At 37.9% G+C, this 21,619-nt stretch carries 18 protein-coding genes, 1 tRNA gene and 1 pseudogene; 14 read left to right on the forward strand and 6 right to left on the reverse strand.

All coding sequences use genetic code 11. The features are described 5' to 3' along the window. Positions 1 to 14 precede the first annotated feature (14 nt). The 3 genes from ybfE to AB1A03_RS09115 form a co-directional block, all read right to left on the reverse strand. Positions 15 to 287: a LexA regulated protein gene (ybfE, locus tag AB1A03_RS09105; RefSeq protein WP_354624361.1), complete on the reverse strand. Its 273-nt coding sequence runs from the start codon at positions 285 to 287 to the stop codon at positions 15 to 17. 33 nt (positions 288 to 320) lie between these two features. After that, the gene (locus tag AB1A03_RS09110) at positions 321 to 542 is read right to left on the reverse strand and encodes a DUF2788 domain-containing protein (protein ID WP_354624362.1); all 222 of its coding nucleotides are present in this window, start codon (positions 540 to 542) and stop codon (positions 321 to 323) included. 113 nt (positions 543 to 655) lie between these two features. Beyond that, positions 656 to 1,441, reverse strand: coding sequence for an alpha/beta fold hydrolase (locus AB1A03_RS09115; RefSeq protein ID WP_354624363.1), 786 nt, complete (start codon positions 1,439 to 1,441; stop codon positions 656 to 658). A 125-nt stretch (positions 1,442 to 1,566) separates the two neighbouring features. Here AB1A03_RS09115 and AB1A03_RS09120 point away from each other — a divergent pair, with 125 nt between their 5' ends. The 11 genes and pseudogenes from AB1A03_RS09120 (at position 1,567) to hrpA (ending at position 18,095) form a co-directional block, all read left to right on the forward strand. Then, on the forward strand, positions 1,567 to 2,169 hold the full coding sequence (locus tag AB1A03_RS09120; RefSeq protein ID WP_354624364.1) for a replication initiation regulator SeqA: 603 nt from the start codon (positions 1,567 to 1,569) through the stop codon (positions 2,167 to 2,169). Between the two features lie 30 nt (positions 2,170 to 2,199). Beyond that, the gene (pgm, locus tag AB1A03_RS09125) at positions 2,200 to 3,852 is read left to right on the forward strand and encodes a phosphoglucomutase (alpha-D-glucose-1,6-bisphosphate-dependent) (RefSeq protein WP_354624365.1); all 1,653 of its coding nucleotides are present in this window, start codon (positions 2,200 to 2,202) and stop codon (positions 3,850 to 3,852) included. A 460-nt stretch (positions 3,853 to 4,312) separates the two neighbouring features. Then, the gene (locus AB1A03_RS09130; RefSeq protein ID WP_354624366.1) at positions 4,313 to 6,796 is read left to right on the forward strand and encodes a glycogen/starch/alpha-glucan phosphorylase; all 2,484 of its coding nucleotides are present in this window, start codon (positions 4,313 to 4,315) and stop codon (positions 6,794 to 6,796) included. A 115-nt stretch (positions 6,797 to 6,911) separates the two neighbouring features. Then, a complete protein-coding gene (locus AB1A03_RS09135; RefSeq protein ID WP_354624367.1) occupies positions 6,912 to 7,208 on the forward strand; it encodes a DUF406 family protein in 297 nt (98 codons plus the stop codon). Positions 7,209 to 7,361: 153 nt separating this feature from the next. After that, positions 7,362 to 8,675, forward strand: a complete 1,314-nt coding sequence (locus tag AB1A03_RS09140) for a DEAD/DEAH box helicase (RefSeq protein WP_354624368.1) — start codon at positions 7,362 to 7,364, stop codon at positions 8,673 to 8,675. 181 nt (positions 8,676 to 8,856) lie between these two features. Further along, positions 8,857 to 10,760 (forward strand): annotated as a pseudogene (gene htpG, locus AB1A03_RS09145) (molecular chaperone HtpG). 120 nt (positions 10,761 to 10,880) lie between these two features. After that, positions 10,881 to 11,525 carry an adenylate kinase gene (gene adk / locus AB1A03_RS09150; protein WP_354624369.1) on the forward strand — a complete coding sequence of 215 codons (645 nt, stop codon included), beginning with the start codon at positions 10,881 to 10,883 and terminating at the stop codon, positions 11,523 to 11,525. A 126-nt stretch (positions 11,526 to 11,651) separates the two neighbouring features. After that, complete coding sequence (gene hemH, locus AB1A03_RS09155) at positions 11,652 to 12,614, forward strand: ferrochelatase (RefSeq protein ID WP_354624371.1); 963 nt, start codon at positions 11,652 to 11,654, stop codon at positions 12,612 to 12,614. Between the two features lie 71 nt (positions 12,615 to 12,685). Continuing rightward, the gene (locus tag AB1A03_RS09160; RefSeq protein WP_354624373.1) at positions 12,686 to 13,153 is read left to right on the forward strand and encodes a hypothetical protein; all 468 of its coding nucleotides are present in this window, start codon (positions 12,686 to 12,688) and stop codon (positions 13,151 to 13,153) included. Further along, entirely contained in the window at positions 13,117 to 14,100 is a 984-nt protein-coding gene (locus AB1A03_RS09165) for an HD domain-containing phosphohydrolase (protein ID WP_354624374.1), read from the forward strand. The genes AB1A03_RS09160 and AB1A03_RS09165 overlap by 37 nt, the downstream gene beginning before the upstream one ends. A gap of 113 nt (positions 14,101 to 14,213) precedes the next feature. Continuing rightward, on the forward strand, positions 14,214 to 18,095 hold the full coding sequence (gene hrpA, locus AB1A03_RS09170; protein ID WP_354624375.1) for an ATP-dependent RNA helicase HrpA: 3,882 nt from the start codon (positions 14,214 to 14,216) through the stop codon (positions 18,093 to 18,095). Between the two features lie 42 nt (positions 18,096 to 18,137). Here the strand turns inward: hrpA and AB1A03_RS09175 are convergent, their stop codons facing one another. The 3 genes from AB1A03_RS09175 to AB1A03_RS09185 all read right to left on the reverse strand — a co-directional run bounded on the left by AB1A03_RS09175 (position 18,138) and on the right by AB1A03_RS09185 (position 20,019). Further along, positions 18,138 to 18,605, reverse strand: coding sequence for a tetratricopeptide repeat protein (locus AB1A03_RS09175; protein ID WP_354624376.1), 468 nt, complete (start codon positions 18,603 to 18,605; stop codon positions 18,138 to 18,140). Beyond that, positions 18,553 to 19,782 carry a response regulator gene (locus tag AB1A03_RS09180; protein WP_354624377.1) on the reverse strand — a complete coding sequence of 410 codons (1,230 nt, stop codon included), beginning with the start codon at positions 19,780 to 19,782 and terminating at the stop codon, positions 18,553 to 18,555. The genes AB1A03_RS09175 and AB1A03_RS09180 overlap by 53 nt, the downstream gene beginning before the upstream one ends. A 153-nt stretch (positions 19,783 to 19,935) precedes the next feature. Continuing rightward, positions 19,936 to 20,019 (reverse strand) — tRNA-Tyr (locus tag AB1A03_RS09185). Positions 20,020 to 20,143: 124 nt separating this feature from the next. Between AB1A03_RS09185 and AB1A03_RS09190 the strand changes: the two genes are divergently transcribed. Genes AB1A03_RS09190 through AB1A03_RS09200 form a run of 3 tightly spaced genes read left to right on the forward strand, consistent with a single transcriptional unit; the run spans position 20,144 to position 21,603 of the window. Beyond that, on the forward strand, positions 20,144 to 20,680 hold the full coding sequence (locus AB1A03_RS09190) for a VC2046/SO_2500 family protein (protein WP_354624378.1): 537 nt from the start codon (positions 20,144 to 20,146) through the stop codon (positions 20,678 to 20,680). 49 nt (positions 20,681 to 20,729) lie between these two features. Further along, complete coding sequence (locus AB1A03_RS09195; RefSeq protein ID WP_354624379.1) at positions 20,730 to 21,155, forward strand: DUF808 family protein; 426 nt, start codon at positions 20,730 to 20,732, stop codon at positions 21,153 to 21,155. Beyond that, the gene (locus tag AB1A03_RS09200) at positions 21,118 to 21,603 is read left to right on the forward strand and encodes a DUF808 family protein (RefSeq protein ID WP_354624380.1); all 486 of its coding nucleotides are present in this window, start codon (positions 21,118 to 21,120) and stop codon (positions 21,601 to 21,603) included. Before AB1A03_RS09195 ends, AB1A03_RS09200 begins: the two co-directional genes overlap by 38 nt. The last annotated feature ends 16 nt before the right edge of the window (positions 21,604 to 21,619 follow it).

The raw sequence follows: 21,619 nt of genomic DNA on the forward strand, positions 1-21,619 counted from the left end.
TATATACCTTGTATTTATTTATTTACTTGTGCATGCAGTAACTGATTAATGAGTTCAGCACGGCTAATGTTCTGTTTTTTCGATAGCGCATTTAATTGTTCAAATAACTGCTTATCAACTTTTAGTTCAATACGCTTTAAGCCTTTTAGCTTATCTCGTTGTACTTGTTTTTGCTTATTAATTCTAAGCTGTATTTGCCGAGAGTGCGGATTGCTTTTAGGTCTTCCAATACGTACCTCATCAGCAAAAAGATCGTGGGTAATACGATCAAATGATTCTTTTGCCATTTTTTCACCTAAAAGGGTTTATTGTGATTTTTTCTATTTAATACCAGCGGTGTTCCATATTATTTCAATAATTGCTTTGGCGATAAAGCCCGTACAGCCAAAAAATAGTACGGCCCAGACAACATTGCGACCATATTTAGGTACATTACCACGTTTTAATACATCTTGAATTGAAAAACCTATCAATAAAAAGAGTGCGAGGTAAAAACCATAAAGTCCAACCACCTCTATTTGTTCTGTATATTCTTGTAACATAGATTAGGGGTCATTAAAAAAAGAGAAATATAGCATAAAGGTTAAATGCAAGCCACTCGCATTTACCTTAAAAAATCTAATACAGCTACTTGTGCGTTTTGAGAACGGGGAGCTTATACACTAAAAAATTTCCCAACCAAACGATTAAAAATGTCTGGTTTTTCTGCATGTAGCCAATGTCCTGTATTTTCGATTATTTTTCCAGATGCATTAGGGAATAAACGCTGAATAACAGGTTGTGATTGAGTATTAATATAATCGGAATTAGCTCCTTTAATAAATAGTGTCTGATTAACAAAAGCGCTGCTGTATTCTGGCCAGCTGCAGATATGGTCATAATTTCGCGAGAGTGCATCAAGGTTGAATTGAAAATCGTACTGGTTGTTTTTTAGGCGTAATGATTTTAGCAAAAATTGGCGAACTCCGGCTTCTTTCACGTATTGACTTAATATTATATCTGCCTCTTGCTTATTTTCTATTTTGCAATTACGGATGGCATTTAATCCTGCAAAAACGCTGCTGTGCTTATTGTCATAGCTAACAGGGGCAATATCAGCGATAACTAATTTATTGACTCGTTGTGGTTGTTGCAGTGCACAACTCATGGCAACTTTCCCTCCCATGGAATGCCCTATGATGGAAAAATGCTCTATATCAAGATGATCTGCGAGCGTAAATATATCATTGGCCATTGCGTCATAGGTCATTATTTTACTGTGTTGGCTATTGCCATGATTACGTAAATCAACACAGATAGTTTGTTGTCTGCTAGCTAATGATTTTGCCAAGGGGGATAAGTTGGATAAGCTGCCAAATAAACCATGTAATATAAAAATATTACCATGTTTTTGATCTGTTTCATTTAAAGCTTGCGGTTTTAGTAGGTAATTAAGTAGCATAAGAATCTATTTTAAGTGAAAATATAAAATATAAAAATATTTAAGATATATCTAGATAATAGCGCTAAGTTTAACATATATGTCACATTAGCTGGCGTTTTTTTACAATATTGAGCGGGGAATAAATGAAAGTAATTGAAATTGAAGATGACCTTTACAGATATATTCTAACTAATATAGAAGCGTTTGGTGAAACACCCTCACAAATTTTGCGTCGTTTACTTTCAATACCTGCACCTGCAGCTAAGACTGATATGGTAGAGCATCATGAAGTTGCAATTGATAATCCTGATACAACGATCAGTGAGCCTAGCGACGAAATTATTTGTCCTGCCGCTGAACCCTCATTACCTGACGCACTCGCACATGGTGTTGAGGCGCTAATGGGACACGCTTCTTTTCAAAATGAAGCTATTGTCACGAATAAATTTAAGATGCTGCTGACGGCGATGTACTATGAAAAAACGAGTGCTTTTGTTGAAGCGGCAAAAGTGGTAAAGGGACGTTCTCGAGACTACTTAGGGCAAAATTTAGAAGCATTATTAGCTTCTGACAATGAAGAGGAGGTTGCATTGTTGGTAGCAAGCAAACCGAGGGATATTCCTTTTACCCCTTTTTGGGTGGTTACTAATGCTAATACTGGCAGAAAACGTATTATTTTAACGCAGATGATGAGCGCGATGGACTATGATCCAGATTTAATTGCGCGTATCCAAGACGAAATTTAATTTTTATTTATACTTTGAGGTAGTGATATTATGGCAATTCATCCACGTGCAGGCCTGCACGCACAAGCAAGCGATTTAGTCGATATTCCAAAGCTAGTTTCAGCTTATTATATCAATCTTCCTGATGTTACCGTGGCAAGTGAGCAAGTTGCTTTTGGTACTTCAGGGCATCGCGGTAGTTCATTTAAAAATGCTTTTACTGAATTGCATATTTTAGCAATTAGCCAAGCATTGGCCGAATATCGTAAAGAGAAAGGCTATACAGGACCAATGTTCATTGGTAAGGATACACACGCATTATCTGAACCTGCATTTGCCTCAGCAGTACAAGTTTTAGTTGCCAACGGCATTAAAGTTGTTGTGCAAGCCGGTGGTGGGTATACACCAACTCCCGTTATTTCTCATGCTATTTTGCAACATAATAAAGCGCATCCAGATAACTTAGCAGATGGTATTGTTATTACACCATCACATAATCCACCAGAAGATGGTGGTTTTAAATATAACCCACCTAATGGCGGGCCAGCTGACAGCGATGTGACAAAAATCATTCAAGATCGCGCCAATGAAATTCTTAATGACAATTATGATGATATTTTACAAGAAGACTTTGCCGAAGCAATGGCCTCTGATTTTGTTGAAGAATATGATTATATTCAACCCTATGTCGATGATTTAAAAAATGTATTAAATCTTGATGCGATAGCTAAAGCAGGATTGAAAATTGGCGTGGATACATTAGGTGGATCTGGTGCTGCATACTGGCCTGTTATCGCAAAAACTTACGGCTTAAACATTGAAGTCGTTAACGATCGAATTGATCCTACTTTCTCATTTATGACGCTAGACAAAGATGGCAAGATCCGTATGGATTGTTCATCTCCCTATGCGATGGCTGGGCTGATCAAATTAAAAGATAGATTTGATGTTGCTATTGCCAATGATCCTGATTATGACCGTCATGGTATTGTAACGAAGAGTCATGGATTACTAAATCCAAACCATTACTTAGCGGTAGCAATTAATTATCTATTTACTCATCGCCCTGAGTGGTCTGCGAATGCCAAAGTAGGTAAAACATTGGTATCTAGCTCAATGATTGATCGCGTTGTTGGTCAGTTAGGCCGTGAGATGTCTGAAGTACCCGTTGGCTTTAAATGGTTTGTTGATGGTTTATTTGACGGCTCCTTTGGTTTTGGTGGTGAAGAGAGTGCTGGAGCATCATTTTTGCGTAAAGATGGTGGTGTATGGAGTACCGATAAAGATGGTATTATTTTGGCGTTATTAGCCGCTGAAATAATCGCCGTAACCGGTCGCGATCCTGGTGAACATTATGCGGAATTTGCGGAAAAATTTGGTGCGCCAGTTTATACCCGTTTTGATGCACCTGCTTCACCAGAGCAAAAAGCGGTATTGGCAAATCTAACTCCCGATCTAGTTGAAGCGGAAACCTTAGCGGGTGAAAAAATCACCGCTAAATTAACCCATGCGCCAGGAAACGGAGCGGCTATTGGTGGTCTTAAAGTGACCACTGAAAATGGTTGGTTTGCAGCTCGTCCTTCTGGTACAGAAAACATCTACAAAATATACTCTGAATCCTTTTTAGGTGAAGAACATATCGCGTTAATTCAAAAAGAAGCGCAAGAAATTGTTGCGCAAGCATTTGCAAAAGCAGGTTTGTAATTTGCCGTAAAATTGAGCTTCCCCTCTTAAAAGGGGAGGCTTAGTTAGCGCATTTAGGTATTAGAAGCCTTATTCCCCTTATTTTTTTATTATATTTTCCAATCACTGAATGTGATCTCCATCACTACTTGCTAATAAATACCTTTCTATTAATGTTGTTTTAATTGTGACATGAGTACGAGTAAACATAGTAATTACCTACACTTGAGTCGAAAATCGCTTAAAAAAATAGTTAACTAGTAGGGGGGGCGTAGAAAAAAGGAGGAGGACTAAGGGGGGCTGTTTCATTATTGTTATACCTGTTTTTAAAGGATAATAATTACTTGAAAAGCGAATAATGGTAAAGGTAGTTCGGTAAGTATCATTTAATACTAACGTTATCATTCGAAATTTTACAGTAATGAGTAATCAGTTCATGATTCTCTTGCTACTAATTAATTAATACAAACGTAGGTACATTATGTCTAGTAAAAAGACCCAAGCAGTAAAAAGTAAAAATGACGTAGCTGAATGCACAAGTGCACAGATGCAACAATCAATACTTGACCGTTTACAAAAAGGTCTAGGTACAGATCCTCAAAAAGCGAATAATAAAGCTTGGTGGAATGCGACTTGTCATGCCGTTAATGAAATGGTGTTTGATAAACTGACACAGACTCAACAAAATCATTCATCTAAAGACGTTCGTTCTGTAAATTACCTTTCTCTTGAATTTTTAATGGGACGTTTACTTTCTAATAATCTACATAACTTAGAATTATTTAGAGTGGCAGAAGATGCACTTAAAGCACTTGGTAAAGATATTTACGAAGTATGTGATGAAGAGCCAGATATGGCTCTTGGTAATGGTGGTTTAGGTCGTCTAGCTGCTTGTTTTATCGATTCACTAGCAACGCTAGGGTACCCAGCAATTGGTTACGGTATCCATTATGAAAATGGTTTGTTTGCACAATCATTCCAAGATGGTCGTCAAATTGAACGTCCAGATACATGGCGCGAATACGGTAACCCATGGGAAATTTGTCGTCCAGAGTCAATTCAAGAAGTACCTCTATTTGGTTATGTTGAAACTGTATTTGACGAAGATGGAAGTTCACATAAAGTTTGGCATGCAGGTCAAAAACTTAAGGGTGTGCCATGGGATGTGCCAATTGTTGGTTACGGTGCTAAAACAGTTAACGTTCTACGTTTATGGGAAAGTCGTGCTCATGAAGCATTTGACTGGGACGTATTTAATGCCGGTGGTTATGTTGATGCACAAACTGAAAAATCAAAAGCAGAAACAGTGTCAAAAGTACTTTATCCAAACGACACAACACAAGAAGGTAAAGAGTTACGTTTAGTTCAACAATACTTCTTCTGTGCATGTTCAGTAAAAGATATTTTACGTCGCTTCAAGCGTCACAACAGCGATTGGAACAAATTGCCTGAAAAAGTTGCGATTCAATTAAATGATACACATCCAACTATCGCAATTCCTGAATTAATGCGTATTTTAGTGGATGAAGAGCGTTTAGAGTGGAGCTTCGCTTGGTCAATCTGTCAAAAAGTGTTTGCTTACACAAACCACACTCTATTGCCTGAAGCATTAGAAAAATGGTCTGTTAGCCTATTTGAAAAAGTATTACCTCGTCACCTTGAAATTATTTTTGAAATCAACCGTCAATTCCTTGAATTAGTTGAAGAAAAATGGCCTGGCGACAATGATAAGAAAGCAAAACTATCTATCATTGAAGAAGGTCATGATCGTAAAGTTTGTATGGCTAACCTATGTGTTGTTACATCATACAAAGTAAATGGTGTTGCTGCGGTTCACTCTGAACTTGTAAAAACAGATCTATTCCCAGAGTACCATGAGCTATTCCCAACTAAATTAGTTAACGTAACAAATGGTGTTACACCACGTCGTTGGTTAAAAGCATGTAATCCAAAACTAGCTGGATTATATGATGATGAAGTGGGTACAGATTGGGTTGTTAATCTTGATAAACTACGTGGCGTACTACCAAAAGCAAAAGATGTAGCTTTGCAAAAACGCTTCATGGATATCAAAAAAGATAACAAACTAGAACTTGCTCGAATCATTAAAAATCTAACGGGTGTTGAAGTTTCTGCTGATGCAATCTTTGATATTCAAATTAAACGTCTACACGAGTACAAACGTCAACAATTGAATCTGATTCATATCTTGACTCTATACAAACGTTTATTAGATAACCCAGATTACGATATGGTTCCTCGTGTATTTATCTTTGGCGCTAAAGCAGCACCAGGTTACTACATGGCTAAACAAATCATATTTGCACTAAACAAAATTGCAGATAAAGTGAATAACGACGCGCGTGTTAAAGGTAAATTAAAAGTTGTATTCTTACCAAACTACCGTGTATCACTAGCAGAGAAATTATTCCCAGCTGCGGATATCTCTGAGCAAATCTCTACAGCAGGCCTAGAAGCATCAGGTACTGGTAACATGAAATTTGCAATCAATGGTGCATTAACTGTTGGTACAATGGATGGCGCAAACATCGAAATGGCAGAAGAGATTGGTGCAGAGCACATGTTTATCTTCGGTCTAAGTGTTGATGAAGTGAAAGCATTGAAAGATAAAGGATATAATCCTTTTGATTACTACTACAGCAACCCAGAGCTAAAATCAGTGCTTGATTGGTTAGATTCTGATTTCTTCACACCTGGTCAACCTGGTGCGCTATCAGATATCAAGCGTACGCTACTAGAAGGTGGTGATGAGTATCTATGTCTAGCTGATTACGCATCTTACTGTGCTGCACATCAACGTGTTGACGTAATGTACCGTGACCAAGCAACATGGGCTGAGAAAGTGATTCTTAACTCTGGCGCGATGGGTAAATTTAACTCTGACCGTTCAATTGAAGATTACTCTGCTACTATTTGGAACTTAGACAAGTACCCATTAGCATGATCTGTTAAGTAACAAATGATACTGAAAAGGCGATAATTAATTATCGCCTTTTTTTTTATTTAAAGCGCAGTATAATCAGTGACAAGTTTTCTTTAATACGACCGAGGAGGTTGTGATGTCTCAAGATAAAATTAATAATGATGTATGTGAAGCTTGTGGTACCATCGTTGAGTTAGGTAGTGTCATTCATGAAGATGATACACTATTGATATTACCTTTTTCAGGTGCAGATAAAGCAGCCGTTGCACAACTTGCGCAAAAATATATCGATGCAGCTAAAGCACGATTTGCAAGTGTTGAAGTGACAACTAAAGAAACGGTAAATGCCGATAGCGTTGACCTAGAAGTAACTCTTCATTTTGAATGTACAGCTGAAAAATTGATTTTCGAAATGGGGATGAGTGCAATATAGTCTGTAATACTATCCACTATCTAGCATGAATCTAATTTAGATAGTGGATAAATGGTCACAATTTTATTTTTATCTCATTCTTCATTTCTTCTTTTCTTGCTTAATCGTTATACTACTTACCTATGATTTTATTTTATCGCTTTGGAGCATGCTTTGCTGATTGAAGATTTACCGGTTGATTGCCGCTTAATTATTTCGTTATCTCACCTTGGATTTAGCGAAGCTACGAAAATTCAAGCACAGGCAGTCCCTGTTGCGGTTGCAGGAAAGGACTTACTTGCATCATCGAAAACAGGATCAGGTAAAACATTGGCTTATCTATTGCCTGCAATGCAACGTGTTTTGAAAACACGTGCCTTAACGAAACGCGATCCCCGCGTTTTGATTTTAACGCCTACCCGAGAATTGGCTAAGCAAGTATATTCACAGCTGCGCTTATTGGTCGCCAATACGAGCTTAAAATCTACCTTGGTATTAGGCGGTGAGAATTTTAATGAGCAGGTTAAGCAACTAGATAAAGATCCACAATTTGTTGTTGGTACACCTGGACGTATTGTTGATCATTTAAAAAAGGGGCTTTTGCATCTACATGGATTAGAGTTACTCATCTTAGATGAAGCGGATCGTATGCTCGACTTGGGGTTTGCTGAACAGCTTAAAGCAATTAATGATGAAGCGAACCATCGTCTGCGTCAAACCCTGCTCTTTTCTGCAACACTTGGCCATGCCGAGGTCAATGAGTTTGCTGCCAATATGCTAAAAGCGCCGGTGCGTATCTCTGTTGGTGAAGAAAATCAGCAGCATAGCGAAATTACACAACGATTTTATTTGGCCGATAACTTAAATCAGAAAGAGAAATTACTGTTTCATTTTATTAATGATGCCGCAATTAAGCAGGCCATCATTTTTACTGCAACACGAAGTGATACAGAACGTTTAAGTGAAACGCTGATTGCTAAAGGGTACAGTGCAAGTGCATTACACGGTGATTTAACACAGAGCAACCGTAATCAAATAATGGATGATTTTGCGCGTGGTAAAAAAGCGATTCTTGTCACCACCGATATTGCCTCGCGTGGATTAGATCTACTTAATGTCAGTCATGTTATTAATTTTGATATTCCCAAACATAGTGAAGAGTACATTCACCGTATCGGGCGCACTGGTCGAGCTGGGGAAAAGGGTGATGCTATTTCTATTGTTGGCCCTAAAGATTGGCTAAACTTTAAAAAAGTGGAAGCTTTTGTTCAGCAAATAATAACCTTTGATTGTGTCGAAGGTATTCAGCCTAAGTTTAAGGGAATTAAAGAAGTACAGGCTAAAGTCGCCGACAACAAAGGGGCTATGGTTGAAGGTAAGCATAAAGTTGCCAAGAAAAAAGTAAAAGTTAAAAAAGCTGTTAATAAAATATTCCATGAAGCACAGGAGATTGGTTTTACGCCAATGCGTCGTAAAAAGAAAGATTAGCTTATTATATTAGCCCTCTTGTCGTTATTCTCGACGTTGTTATATAACAGCGTTGAGATTTTTAAGGCCATTTTTGAATAAATCATCATAAGTGCCTTGAAAAAGAAATCACTATCCCCATCTATCTATTATCGTTTAAACCCCAGTCTTGTTTAGGCTAATTAAAAGAGAAATAGATATTATGGAACATCAACAAAATCATACTTTTAGTGCTGATACTGGCAAACTTCTTAAATTAATGATCCACTCACTGTATTCTAATAAAGAAATTTTCTTACGTGAGCTTGTTTCTAATGCTGCCGATGCAGCGGATAAATTGCGTTTTAAAGCGTTATCAGATGGCTCTCTTTTTGAAAATGATGGTGACTTACGTGTTCGTTTGAGTTTTGATGCCGATTTAAAAACCATCACCATTAGTGATAATGGTATCGGTATGACGCGTGATGAAGTGATCGAACATCTAGGTACTATTGCTAAATCTGGTACAAGTGATTTCTTTGCACAATTATCGGGCGATCAAGTTAAGGACTCACAACTCATTGGTCAATTCGGTGTTGGTTTTTACTCGGCGTTTATCGTTGCCGATAAAGTGACAGTAAATACACGCAAAGCGGGCGAAGATGCATCACAGGGTACATGCTGGGAATCTAACGGTGAATCCGATTACACTGTCGCTGATATTGTAAAAGCAGACCGTGGTACGGAAATTATTCTTCATCTTCGTGATGATGAAACTGAATTTTTAAATGATTATAAATTACGTGGTATTGTTGCTAAATATTCAGATCATATCAGTATTCCAGTGCAAATGTTTAAAGAAGCAACTCCTGAAACAGAAGGTCCTGACGGTGAAAAAATCCCAGGTAGCGAAGCTGTTTGGGAATCTGTTAATAAAGCGACTGCGCTATGGAGTTGTGCTAAATCTGACCTTAAAGACGAAGAGTATAAAGAGTTCTATAAGCATATTGCCAATGATTTTGAAGACCCATTAACTTGGAGTCATAATAAAGTTGAAGGTGAGCAAGAGTACACAAGCCTATTATATATCCCTAAACGTGCACCATTTGACCTATGGAATCGTGAAAAGGCGCATGGCTTAAAACTTTATGTACAACGTGTATTCATTATGGATGACGCTGAACAGTTTATGCCGACCTACTTGCGTTTTGTAAAAGGTGTCTTAGATTCAAATGATCTACCACTTAACGTGTCTCGTGAAATTCTACAAGATACCCGTATTACTGCTAAATTGCGTAGTGCTTGTACTAAACGTGTTCTTTCTATGCTGGCGAAATTTGCATCGAATAACGAAGAAGAGTACAACAAGTTTTGGAAAGAGTTTGGTCAAGTATTAAAAGAAGGGCCTGCAGAAGACTTTAGCAACAAAGAAAAAATTGCTAAATTATTGCGTTTCTCTTCAACACAGACAGATGCTGCTGAGCAGACAGTTTCACTGGATGCTTACATTAGTCGTATGGTTGAAGGCCAATATAAAATTTACTACATCACAGCTGATAGCTTTAATGCCGCTAAGAATAGCCCTCATCTCGAAGTGCTACGTAAAAAAGGTATCGAAGTACTATTAATGTCTGACCGTATTGATGAGTGGTTCTTAAGTCATTTGACCGAGTACGATGGTAAGAAATTTACTTCTGTTACACAGGGCGATTTAGATTTAGGTAAACTTGATAGCGAAGAAGATAAAAAGAGCAAGAAAAGCAAGAAACTGAATTTGCTAGCTTTATTGAGCGAGTTAAAACGGTGTTAGGTGATAAAGTTAAAGAAGTACGCTTAACGCACCGTTTAACCACAACACCCTCTTGTATTGTTGCTGATAATGATGATATGAGCACTCAAATGGCCAAGTTAATGGCGCAAATGGGGCAACCTGTTCCCGATAGCAAGCCTATTTTTGAGATTAATCCAGAGCATGAGTTGATTGTTAAATTAGCTGATATGGCCGATGAAGAGTTGTTTGCACAATGGGCTGAATTGCTCCTTGAACAAGCGACACTATCAGAAAAGGGTAGCCTTGATGATCCATCTGCATTTGTAAGTCGTATCAATAAGCTATTACTCGCTTAATCATATTAATATGTACTATAAAGGTCGGCTTATGTCGGCCTTTTTTTATTTATAAACTTGAGAAATTAGGCGTAAACGTGTAAATTTCTTTTTCAATTTTTTAATCATGAAGGATGCAATATGCGCATTATCTTATTAGGTGCTCCAGGTGCTGGTAAAGGTACACAAGCTCAATTTATAATGGATAAATACGGGATCCCACAAATTTCCACAGGGGATATGTTGAGAGCTGCAGCAAAAGCAGGTACTGAACTTGGTCTGAAAGCGAAAGAGCTAATGGATGCAGGGCAACTTGTTTCTGATGAGTTAATTATTGGATTAGTTAAAGAGCGTATTGCACAAGCTGATTGCGCAAAAGGTTTTCTATTAGATGGCTTCCCTCGTACAATTCCTCAGGCAGATGCCATGAAAGCAGCTGGTGTAATTGTTGATTTCGTTCTTGAATTTGATGTGCCAGATGAAGAAATTGTTAAACGTATGGCTGGCCGTCGAGTTCATTCTGGCTCTGGTCGTACCTATCATATCGTTTACAATCCACCTGCCGTTGAAGGTAAGGATGATGTTACCGGTGATGATTTAGTGATTAGACCTGATGATGAAGAAGCTACTGTACGTAAACGTTTAGATATTTATCATGCGCAAACTGAGCCTCTTGTCGCTTACTATCAAAATGAAGCCGCACAGGGTAATGGTGCGCATTGCAAATTTGATGGCACTAAAGCCGTTGATACAATCAGTGCTGAATTAACGGCTATCCTTGGTTAATCGGTTCTATTACTATACTTCTATGTTATCTCTAGCATCTGGGCACTATTGTCCTTGCTGACTTTACATATATAGATCGTATGAAGGGGCATTTAGCCCCTTTTTTTATAGCTTAAGGGAGTCTATATGGATAAGAGACGTGCTGTATTGTTGGTTAATTTAGGTACGCCTGCAATGCCGACTAAAAAAGGTGTTAAGCAGTTTTTAAAAGCGTTTTTATCGGATAAACGCGTTGTTGATCAACCTCGCTGGTTTTGGTTACCTCTGCTTAATTTTATTATTCTTCCAATTCGCACCGCAAAAGTGACTAAGTTATATCAAAGTATTTGGACTAAAGATGGTTCGCCATTGCGTTTTTACACACAACGACAAACTGAAAAACTTGCTCTTCAATTAAATCAGCAGAACATTATGGTTGATTATGCAATGACCTACGGCAATCCTTCTATTGCTTCTCAAATAGAAAAATTTGTTCAACAAGGGGTCACTGAGCTAACCGTATTACCTCTATATCCACAATATTCTGTATCAACTACCGCGCCGATATTTGATCAAATTGCGGCCGCTTTTAAAAATAAGTTTAACTTTCCCGCACTCACATTTATTCATGATTACCATGACCATCCTTTATATATTGAAGCGCTAGTTGACTCCATTAAAAATCATTGGCAAACCCACGGACAAGCTGAATTGCTTGTTTTCTCCTTTCACGGTATTCCTAAACGCTATGTGAGCCTAGGTGACGTTTATCAACAGCAGGTAGAGGGGACTGTTGCGCGAGTTGTTGCCGCATTAGGATTGCGTGATAAGCAATATCAACTTTGCTATCAATCCAGAGTAGGACGAGAAGAGTGGTTAACTCCATATCTTGACCTCTCATTAGCAGAGTTTGCTCGTTCTGGTGTTAAATCAGTTGATATTATTAGTCCAGCATTTGCCTGTGATTGTTTAGAGACCATTGAAGAGTTAGCCGTTGAAAATCGCGCATTATTTTTAGCTAATGGAGGTGATCAATATCACTATATAAAATGCTTAAATGACAATGACTCGCAAATTTCTTTATTTAATGCGATCATAAACAATAAGTAATTAAAAGATCATTTTGTTGGCTGTTTAGCAGGGACTGCAGTAATGACTAAAAGGCTAAAGGGTACAGTCGTATGAAATATTCATTAACCAAGATATTGAATAAAAATATTCAAGTTGAATGGGTTTATACATCCGTTATTCTGGGGTTGTTGTTTTTCATTTTATTGCACAATGAATTAACCCAAAATAGTTCTATATTTGCTCTATTGCTTTTTGCGCTGTTCTTTTCTATTTATATGCTTTATCAGATAAATATAAAAAGAAAAGTATATCGAAAATTACAATATTTGTTCGATGTGAGTAATGAAATACCCTTGAATAAGGTAAATCAAGAGAACTTACAATATTTTGAGCTTAACAAAATATTGGATAATCTCTGTGATGCTTATAAGAATGAAGAGGCGTACCGTAAACAGATAGAAGCTAAAAACAGTGAATTACGACAAATCATCGACCTTGTTCCCATAAAATATTTGCCAAAGATAGACATGGGAGATTTATATTGGTTAATAAAGCAACGGCTGCTGGTTATGGGTTAACAGCAGAGCAAATGGAAGGCAAAAACCATTTGCAATTACACGATAAAAGTGGAACTTATCCTGTAGAAGAAGTGCAAGCATTCTTAAGTGATGATTTAGAGGTTATTAATAATAATAGGATGAAGTTTATTCCTGAAGAGGAGAATCATGAGTTTGACGGTAGTGTAAAGATCATGCAAACGACCAAAATACCGTTCAAAAGTGCTTCTTCCGATGAACTCGCCATGTTGGGTATCGCTATTGATATCACTGATACTAAAGAAAGAGAAATAGAATTTGAAAAGCAGTATTCACAATTACAAAAACATAGTATTGAAATAGATTATCTCAATTTAGAGCTTGAAGAGTTTCAGCATGAAATTGCTGATGTTATGCTCAATATGTTAGAAATTCATGACCCTTATACCAAAGGGCATTCAGAAAATGTTGCTAATCTTGGCAGAAGTATCGCTATTGAGTTAGGGCTATCAGAGGAAGATATCCAACATACTTATTGGGCTGGTATTTTACACGATATAGGCAAAACCGTTGTGCCTAAAGAGATCCTAAATAAAAAAGGCAAACTCTGCGAGAAAGAGTATGCGTTAATACAGAATCATTCCTATTGGGGTTACCAAGTATTAAGGAATTCTAAACAGTTAAACAAATTTGCAAAATATGTGTTATATCACCATGAGCGTTGGGATTCTCAAGGTTATCCAATGGGATTGGAAAGCGAAGAGATTCCGCTAATCGCACAAATTTTATCCGTGGCAGATTTTTGGGATGCCTTGACCTCAGATCGCTCTTATCGATTAGCGCTTTCCGATGAAGAGGCGCTTGTTGAGTTGAAACTTCGCAGCGGTACATGTTTTAATCCTGAAATAGTTTCCGTATTTTTACAGATGAAGTCGAAGGAAGATAATAGTCTATTCGCTTTAGACTCCTGTTGTACAGAAGTTAATTAAGAGCGTTATTGAGCCTATTTCTAGCATGGTGATATAGAAAAGCAGTTCTATCATTTTGCAGTGTGACTTGTTAGGATCGCTTTTTTGATTGTTGTTAGGTAATTGTTTTGACCATGTCCGTTTCTACTTTAAAAAAACACCTTAAAAGTGCTTTATATAAAGACCAATTTCGTTTCTCTCGCCGTATTGATGGTGCGCTAAAAAATAGTGACCCAGACAAAGTTGAGAATGCCTTAACAAAAATTGCCTGTGATATACAAAATTCGATTGATAAACGTAGCTACCGTTTACAACATTTGCCAAAAGTTAGTTACCCTGATCTGCCCGTTTGTGAAAAGAAAACTGAAATAGCAGAGGCGATACGTGACCATCAAGTTGTTATCATTGCTGGGGAAACTGGTTCTGGTAAAACCACCCAAATTCCAAAAATATGCATTGAATTAGGGCGTGGTGTTAGCGGTTTAATTGCCCATACTCAGCCAAGACGTTTAGCAGCGCGTACCGTTGCATCCCGTATTGCCGAAGAACTCGATTCTCCCTTAGGCGAAGCCGTTGGTTATCGAGTACGTTTTACCGATAAAGTGAGTGAAAACACTTATATTAAATTAATGACCGATGGTATTTTGTTAGCGGAAATTCAAAATGACCGCTTTCTCAGTCAATATGACACTATTATTATCGATGAAGCACATGAGCGTAGTTTAAATATCGATTTTTTATTAGGGTATTTAAAACGTCTCTTACCACGTCGTCCTGATCTCAAAGTTATTATCACTTCTGCCACCATCGATCCCGAGCGTTTCGCACATCATTTTGTCGATAAAAGTGGGCAGCATGCACCTATTATCGAAGTATCTGGTCGAACTTTTCCCGTTGAAACATTATATCGCCCCTTGGAGGAGTATGCTGGTGGCGATCAAATTGAGGGTATTTTCAACGCCGTCGATGAACTGCAGCGCATGGGACGTGGCGACATTCTTATTTTTATGAATGGTGAACGTGAAATACGTGATACAGCGGAAGCATTAAATCGTCGTAATTTGCGCGATACTGAAGTTTTACCCCTGTTTGCACGTTTAAGTGTTGCCGAACAAAATCGTATTTTTCAGTCGCATCGAGGTCAACGTATTGTATTAGCCACCAATGTTGCGGAAACCTCATTAACCATTCCTGGTATTAAATATGTCATTGATACGGGAACGGTGCGTATCAGTCGCTATAGTTATCGTACTAAGGTGCAGCGCTTACCCATAGAGCCAATTTCACAGGCCAGTGCCAATCAGCGTAAAGGTCGTTGTGGACGTGTGAGTGATGGTGTTTGTATTCGTCTTTATGGTGAAGATGATTTCCTTTCTCGCCCTGAATTTACCGATCCGGAAATTTTACGTACCAACCTATCATCAGTGATCTTACAGATGCTGGCGCTTGGCCTTGGTGAGATTAATCAGTTTCCCTTTGTAGAGCCTCCGCAAGATCGTAATATTAAAGATGGCTTTACCCTATTAGAAGAGTTAGGTGCGGTTAATCTCGCGGTTAAAGATCCACGTAAAAAATTGACCCCTCTTGGGCGTAATTTAGCCAAATTACCCGTTGATCCGCGTTTGGCACGTATGATACTTGCTGCAAGCGAATTTGGCTGCGTTCATGAAGTGATGGTCATCAGTGCTGCATTAAGTATCCAAGATCCTCGTGAAAGACCTTTAGATAAACAGCAGGCTTCCGACGAAAAGCATCGACGTTTCTATGATAAAGACTCCGATTACATCGCCTTTGTTAATCTTTGGAATTACCTTAATGAACAACGTAGCGAACTTTCTAGTAATCAATTTAGAAATATGTGCCAGAAAGAGTTTTTAGCTTATATGCGTGTCAGAGAGTGGCAAGATATTTATACACAAATTAAGCAGGTTAGTGATGAATTAGGGATCAAGATAAATTCACAACCAGCTAATTTTGATGATATACACCAAGCTTTATTAGCAGGGCTATTATCGCATATTGGTTTTAAAGATAAGGATGCGGAGTATTTAGGCGCGCGCAACAGTAAATTTTTGATTTTTCCTGGGTCTAGTTTGTTTAAAAAACAACCCAAATGGATCATGTCAGCCGAATTAGTTGAAACCTCAAAGTTATTTGCTCGTATTATTGCCCGTATTAAACCTGAATGGGTCGAAGCGCAGGGACAGCATTTAATTAAGCGGAGTTATTCAGAGCCCCATTGGCAGAAAAAATCAGGCGTGGTAATGGCCTTTGAGAATCAAACCTTGTATGGCTTACCCATTGTAGTGAGAAGAAAAGTCACCTATACCAACATTGACCCGATACTCTGTAGAGAGCTATTTATTCGTCATGCACTGGTTGAAGGGGAATTTATCACGGGTCATCAATTTTTTACCCAAAATCAAGCATTACTTAATGATATTGAAGAGTTAGAGCATAAATCTCGGCGTCGCGATATATTAGTTGATGATGAAACGCTGTTCTATTTTTACGATAAACATATTCCAAATAATGTAGCGAGTAGCAAACAGTTTGATAGCTGGTGGAATCGAGAAAAGAAAAATAACCCTGATTTATTAGATTATCAACGTGCAGATTTAATGGCGCACGATGCCGATAATATTACAATAAATGCTTATCCTGATTTTTGGCAGCAGGGCGATTTTAAATTTCGATTAAGCTATGCCTTTGAACCTGGTAGTGCACAGGATGGGGTCACGGTTGATATTCCCTTAGCATTACTCAATCAAGTACAAAACAGCGGCTTTGATTGGCAAATTCCCGCACTGCGTAATGAATTGTTAATTGCACTGATTAAAACTTTACCTAAAACCTTACGTCGTAATTTTGTACCCGCTCCTAATTATGCGGAGGCAGCCTTAGCCGCGATGCAACCATTACAGGGAGATTTGCTCAGTAGCTTTGCTAAGCAATTGTTGCGCATGACTGGTGTACAAATTCCTGCCGATGCATGGGACATTTCAGCTCTCGCTACTCATTTAAAAATGAAGTTTAATGTTATTGACGATAAGCGTAAAAGTGTCGCCTTAGGCACTGATTTGGCGTTATTACAACATCAATTAAAGGGCGAGGTTAAACAGACGCTATCGAAAGTTTCGAAACAGGGCATTGAAAAAAGTAATTTAGTAGAGTGGGACTTTGGTAAGTTACCGCGATCTTTTAGTAAAGATCATGGAGGTTATGAAGTAAAAGCGTTTCCAGCTTTGGTTGATAAAAATAAAAGCGTTGCCATTGAGTTATTTGACAATGAACAAAAAGCGTTGCGTGTTAATCAAGCGGGTATACGACGCCTAGTTTTGTTAAATGTTCCTTCGCCGATTAAATATTTACAGCAGAGTCTGCCAAATAAAGCGAAGTTGGGTTTGTACTTTACCCCATTCGGTCAAGTTAAAGATCTCATCGATGACTGTATTGCTTGTGCTGTTGATGCGATTTTAACGGGACAAGATAATGTTCGAACGGCAGCGCAGTTTGAAATTCAAAAAGAGCTGGTACGCGCTGAATTAGCTGAACGGACCTTACTTATTACGCAATTAGTCGAGCAGATTCTAACGTTGGCACATGGTATTAATAAACGTTTAAAAGGTAAGGTAGATCTCACCATGTTAGTGGCGCAGGGGGATATTAAATCGCAGTTACAGCGACTTATTTTTCCCGGTTTTGCCTGCCAAATAGGTGAAAAGAAATTACCTGATTTAAAACGATATTTACAGGCATTAGATAAACGATTAGAAAAATTACCGCTTAACCCTAATCAAGATCGTTTACATACCATTGCCTTACATGAATTAGAAGCTCGCTATATGGCATTGTGTAAAACAATGATGAGTAATGAAAAAGAGAACCATGACTTAGCTGAAATTTACTGGATGATGGAAGAATTGCGAGTCTCTCTTTTTGCTCAACAGTTAGGGACAGCTTTTCCTGTTTCAGAGAAGCGGGTAAAAATAAAACTAGCGGAGTTGAAAGGTTAATCGGCGATATTGACAGTTATTGCATTAAGTCTGTGATCTTAATTAACGGATCACTTTTATTTCCATAAACTCTTGTTGTAACTGTTTTTGGCGTTTGGCGTGTTCGCTGGGTAGCCGGGTATTATTTAGCAAATTGAAATTTTTTTGGCAATGATGTAGTAAATCGACCTGCTGGTTATCCTTCGCAATTTTGATTAATTCAAGGTGCACCTGTATACAGTTAAGTAATGCACCGGAATTCAATGGTTCAAGTTGCAGTGCCTGATTGAAATGAGTCAGAGCACTTTCATAAAGATGTTGAGAAAAAGCTTGGATGCCTAATGTATTATATTTTTTAAATGTACTCATGCGGGCTTTCAGTGCACTACCGGTTTGTTTATTAATTGCTGTTTGCATGGTTGAATCGATGATATCGCGTTGTTTAATTTCCTTTAAAAAGGGGGCTGCATAATCAAACTCACCGATATCTAATAGTGAAAAAAAGTGCTTCGCATAATAGAGTTGTTTCAAATTCTTCAGGTTTTTTATCATTTTGTTCTAGCGTACTTAGCAATTTCCGTTTCGCTTTTAATGGTTCATTTAGAGCAAAGAATACTTTAGATTGGCAAATTTCATCAAAGCAGTTGAAGTCAAAATCTTTATTTCTCCCCTCTTCAAAACGGCTTTGGTAGAGTGCTGAGCTGACTTGTTTTAAAATGATTTTTCGATCAATTAAATCATCTTCGGAAAGAGCATACTCAAGAATACAACGGATATAGTTAGCGAGGTGACAAGGATTTGGGTAAAAAGAGTTACGACTCAGTTGTAAAATCGCCGAATAACTACTGATCACGAGTTTATGCTCGTTCATTTCATTGGCTAAGATAGCCACTTCTTGATGCCGTTCAATACTATGATTGGTTATACTAGCAGCATAGCTAAGTGTTGCTAGCGCTTTCTCTAGTTCACCATTTTTTTTATAGGTGCGTGATAGCCACTGATAGGCTTCTATCTGTAAGGGGGAATTTTGTATTACTATGTTTAATAAATTAATCGCCTCTGATAGCTTATCCTGTAAATAATAAGCTTTACCTAAACTGATGCTCGCTCTTATTAGTGGTCTGTTTTCTACGAGCGGTTTAAGAATTCGTTCTGCATCTTCGTATTTCTCTATTTCTATGTAGATATCAGCTAAGAGGGCTTTACATAATTTTCTGTAATCAGCGCTTTGATTAATTTTTTCTTTGCATAATGCAATGGCCTGTGAATATTCTTGTTTTTGTAAGGCATCAAAAATATCAACGACTACCTCTTTTTTTTGTGCGGCTTTACGCAGTCGATTAAGTAGTTGTGTTTGAGAAAAGGGCTTCATTAAATAATCATCGGGTGACTTTTCAAGCGCGGTAAGTACCATCCCTTTATTATTATCACCGGTGATAATAAAACATATTGCATGATTGGTGATTAACTCTTTTTGACGTAGAAAATCAATAAGTTGTACGCCATTTTTGCCCGACCCTAAATTGTAATCCACAAGAAATAGGTCAAAAGTTTTTTTCTCTGCTAATTTCACAGCGCCTTCAGCATTTTCAGCAAAGGAAATCTTTTGTGCACTAGCCCCCTGATTAGTGAGCATATTACGCAGCATGATATGGAATGCTTTTTGATCATCAACAATTAAAATATTTTTGTCTTTATAATTAAACATTGTTTATTGATCTTCACTTTTATTTGAGAATGAGCGTAATGTACTTAATTGTAGATAATAATAAGCTAGGATGTAGTGCAAAACGATTATTTTACGTACTTTGTATAGTAAAACAAATATTCTATGAAGGGAAAGACTTTCAGGGGAGTGAAATGGTGGAGGGAGGTGGATTCGAACCACCGAAGCTTACGCGGCAGATTTACAATCTGCTCCCTTTGGCCACTCGGGAACCCCTCCGTTATTTCGCGGGCAATAATAGCAGATAATAGAGGCATGTGAAGTTAAAAAAATAAAAAAACATTAAATAAAATCAGTTTGTTGCCGATAACACTTTATATCGGAGATAAAACAATGAAAATGTATGAATAGTAAACAGCTAGATAACAATTTATTGATAAATGAGTGGCAATTAGGGCAGCAATTAAATGCTGCTGTACACAATGGCACGCGTGACAAATTTAATTTGTTACTCAGTTTTTTATCCGATGACGCAAGAGATTTTGCACAATTTGATTTAGCGGCAAAAAAAGAAGTGGCTTTAGAGACAACCGCATCGTTACGCCAACAGTTTCAACTTCCTCCTGCTCAACCCCTTGTTAACGGAGGTGTTACCCTTGAGCAAGCATGTAATATGAATGCTGATTTACATAATAACCATTTTCGTACAATTCGTTTAAAGCAATTATTGCATAATGAAGCACTGCTAGCTCGCCCTGAGCAAGGTGAATTTAGTGATGACATTGTTGATAATATATCCTTAGTTGCACAGCAGCGCCTTTCTGCCTCATTAGGCAATTCGTCTATTCAATTCACCTCAACCGGTGTTACAAATGAGCTCATGAATCGCTATCAAGAATTGGATTTAGATAATAAACCAATTAAAGTGAACTATATGTAATGGTTAATGGAATGGTCTACGCGCTATTTCATATTTTTGAGGAAGAATAATGGCAACGGGTTTTTTTGCTGTGTTTGATGATATTGCTGCTTTGTTAGATGATGCGGCAATGATGAGTAAAGTCGCGACTAAAAAAACCGCGGGTGTATTGGGTGATGACTTGGCTGTGGGGGCTGAAAAAGCATCTGGATTTTCTTCAAGCAGAGAGTTGCCTGTGTTATGGGCAATAGCGAAGGGCTCTTTACGTAATAAATTGATCATTTTACCCGTTGCTTTTCTATTGAGTGCCTTTGCTAATTGGCTGATTATCCCTATTTTAATGGTAGGAGGGATATATCTTGCCTTTGAAGGTGCAGAGAAAATATTTGAGTATCTTCAAAAAAAAGAGAGTCGGCCGATCAACACCATACTCGAAGATGACCAAGATTTTTTGAATTATGAAGCAAAAAAAAATAAAATCAGCGATACTGACTGACTTTATTCTCTCCATTGAAATTATCGTTTTAGCCCTCGGTACAGTCATGCAAGAGCCTTTAATATTACAAATTATTGTTGTTTCATTTGTGGCTCTGTTGGCGACAGTGGGTGTTTATGGCTTTGTGGCACTTTTGGTTCGCATGGATGATGTCGGCTTTAAATTAATAGCGTTAGCAGAGCAGAAAAATAACCTTTTAAAATTTATCGGTGAGTTACTTGTTGCGGCATTACCGAAAGTTATTCGCCTATTAACTATTGTCGGTACGTTAGCTATGTTACTCGTTGCCGGAGGCATATTTGTGCACAATGTGCATGCTATTGCTGATTATTTATTATTTATGCCGACGATGTTAGCTGAATTATTGGTAGGGCTTATGGTTGGACTAATAACGTTAATGGTCGAGAAGGGTATTGCTAAGATTGGGGTAAGCATTAATAGACGTTAATTGTAAAACCTATTAA

Origin of the sequence: Psychromonas sp. MME2 (assembly GCF_040566515.1) — a bacterium.
GTDB lineage: Bacteria > Pseudomonadota > Gammaproteobacteria > Enterobacterales > Psychromonadaceae > Psychromonas.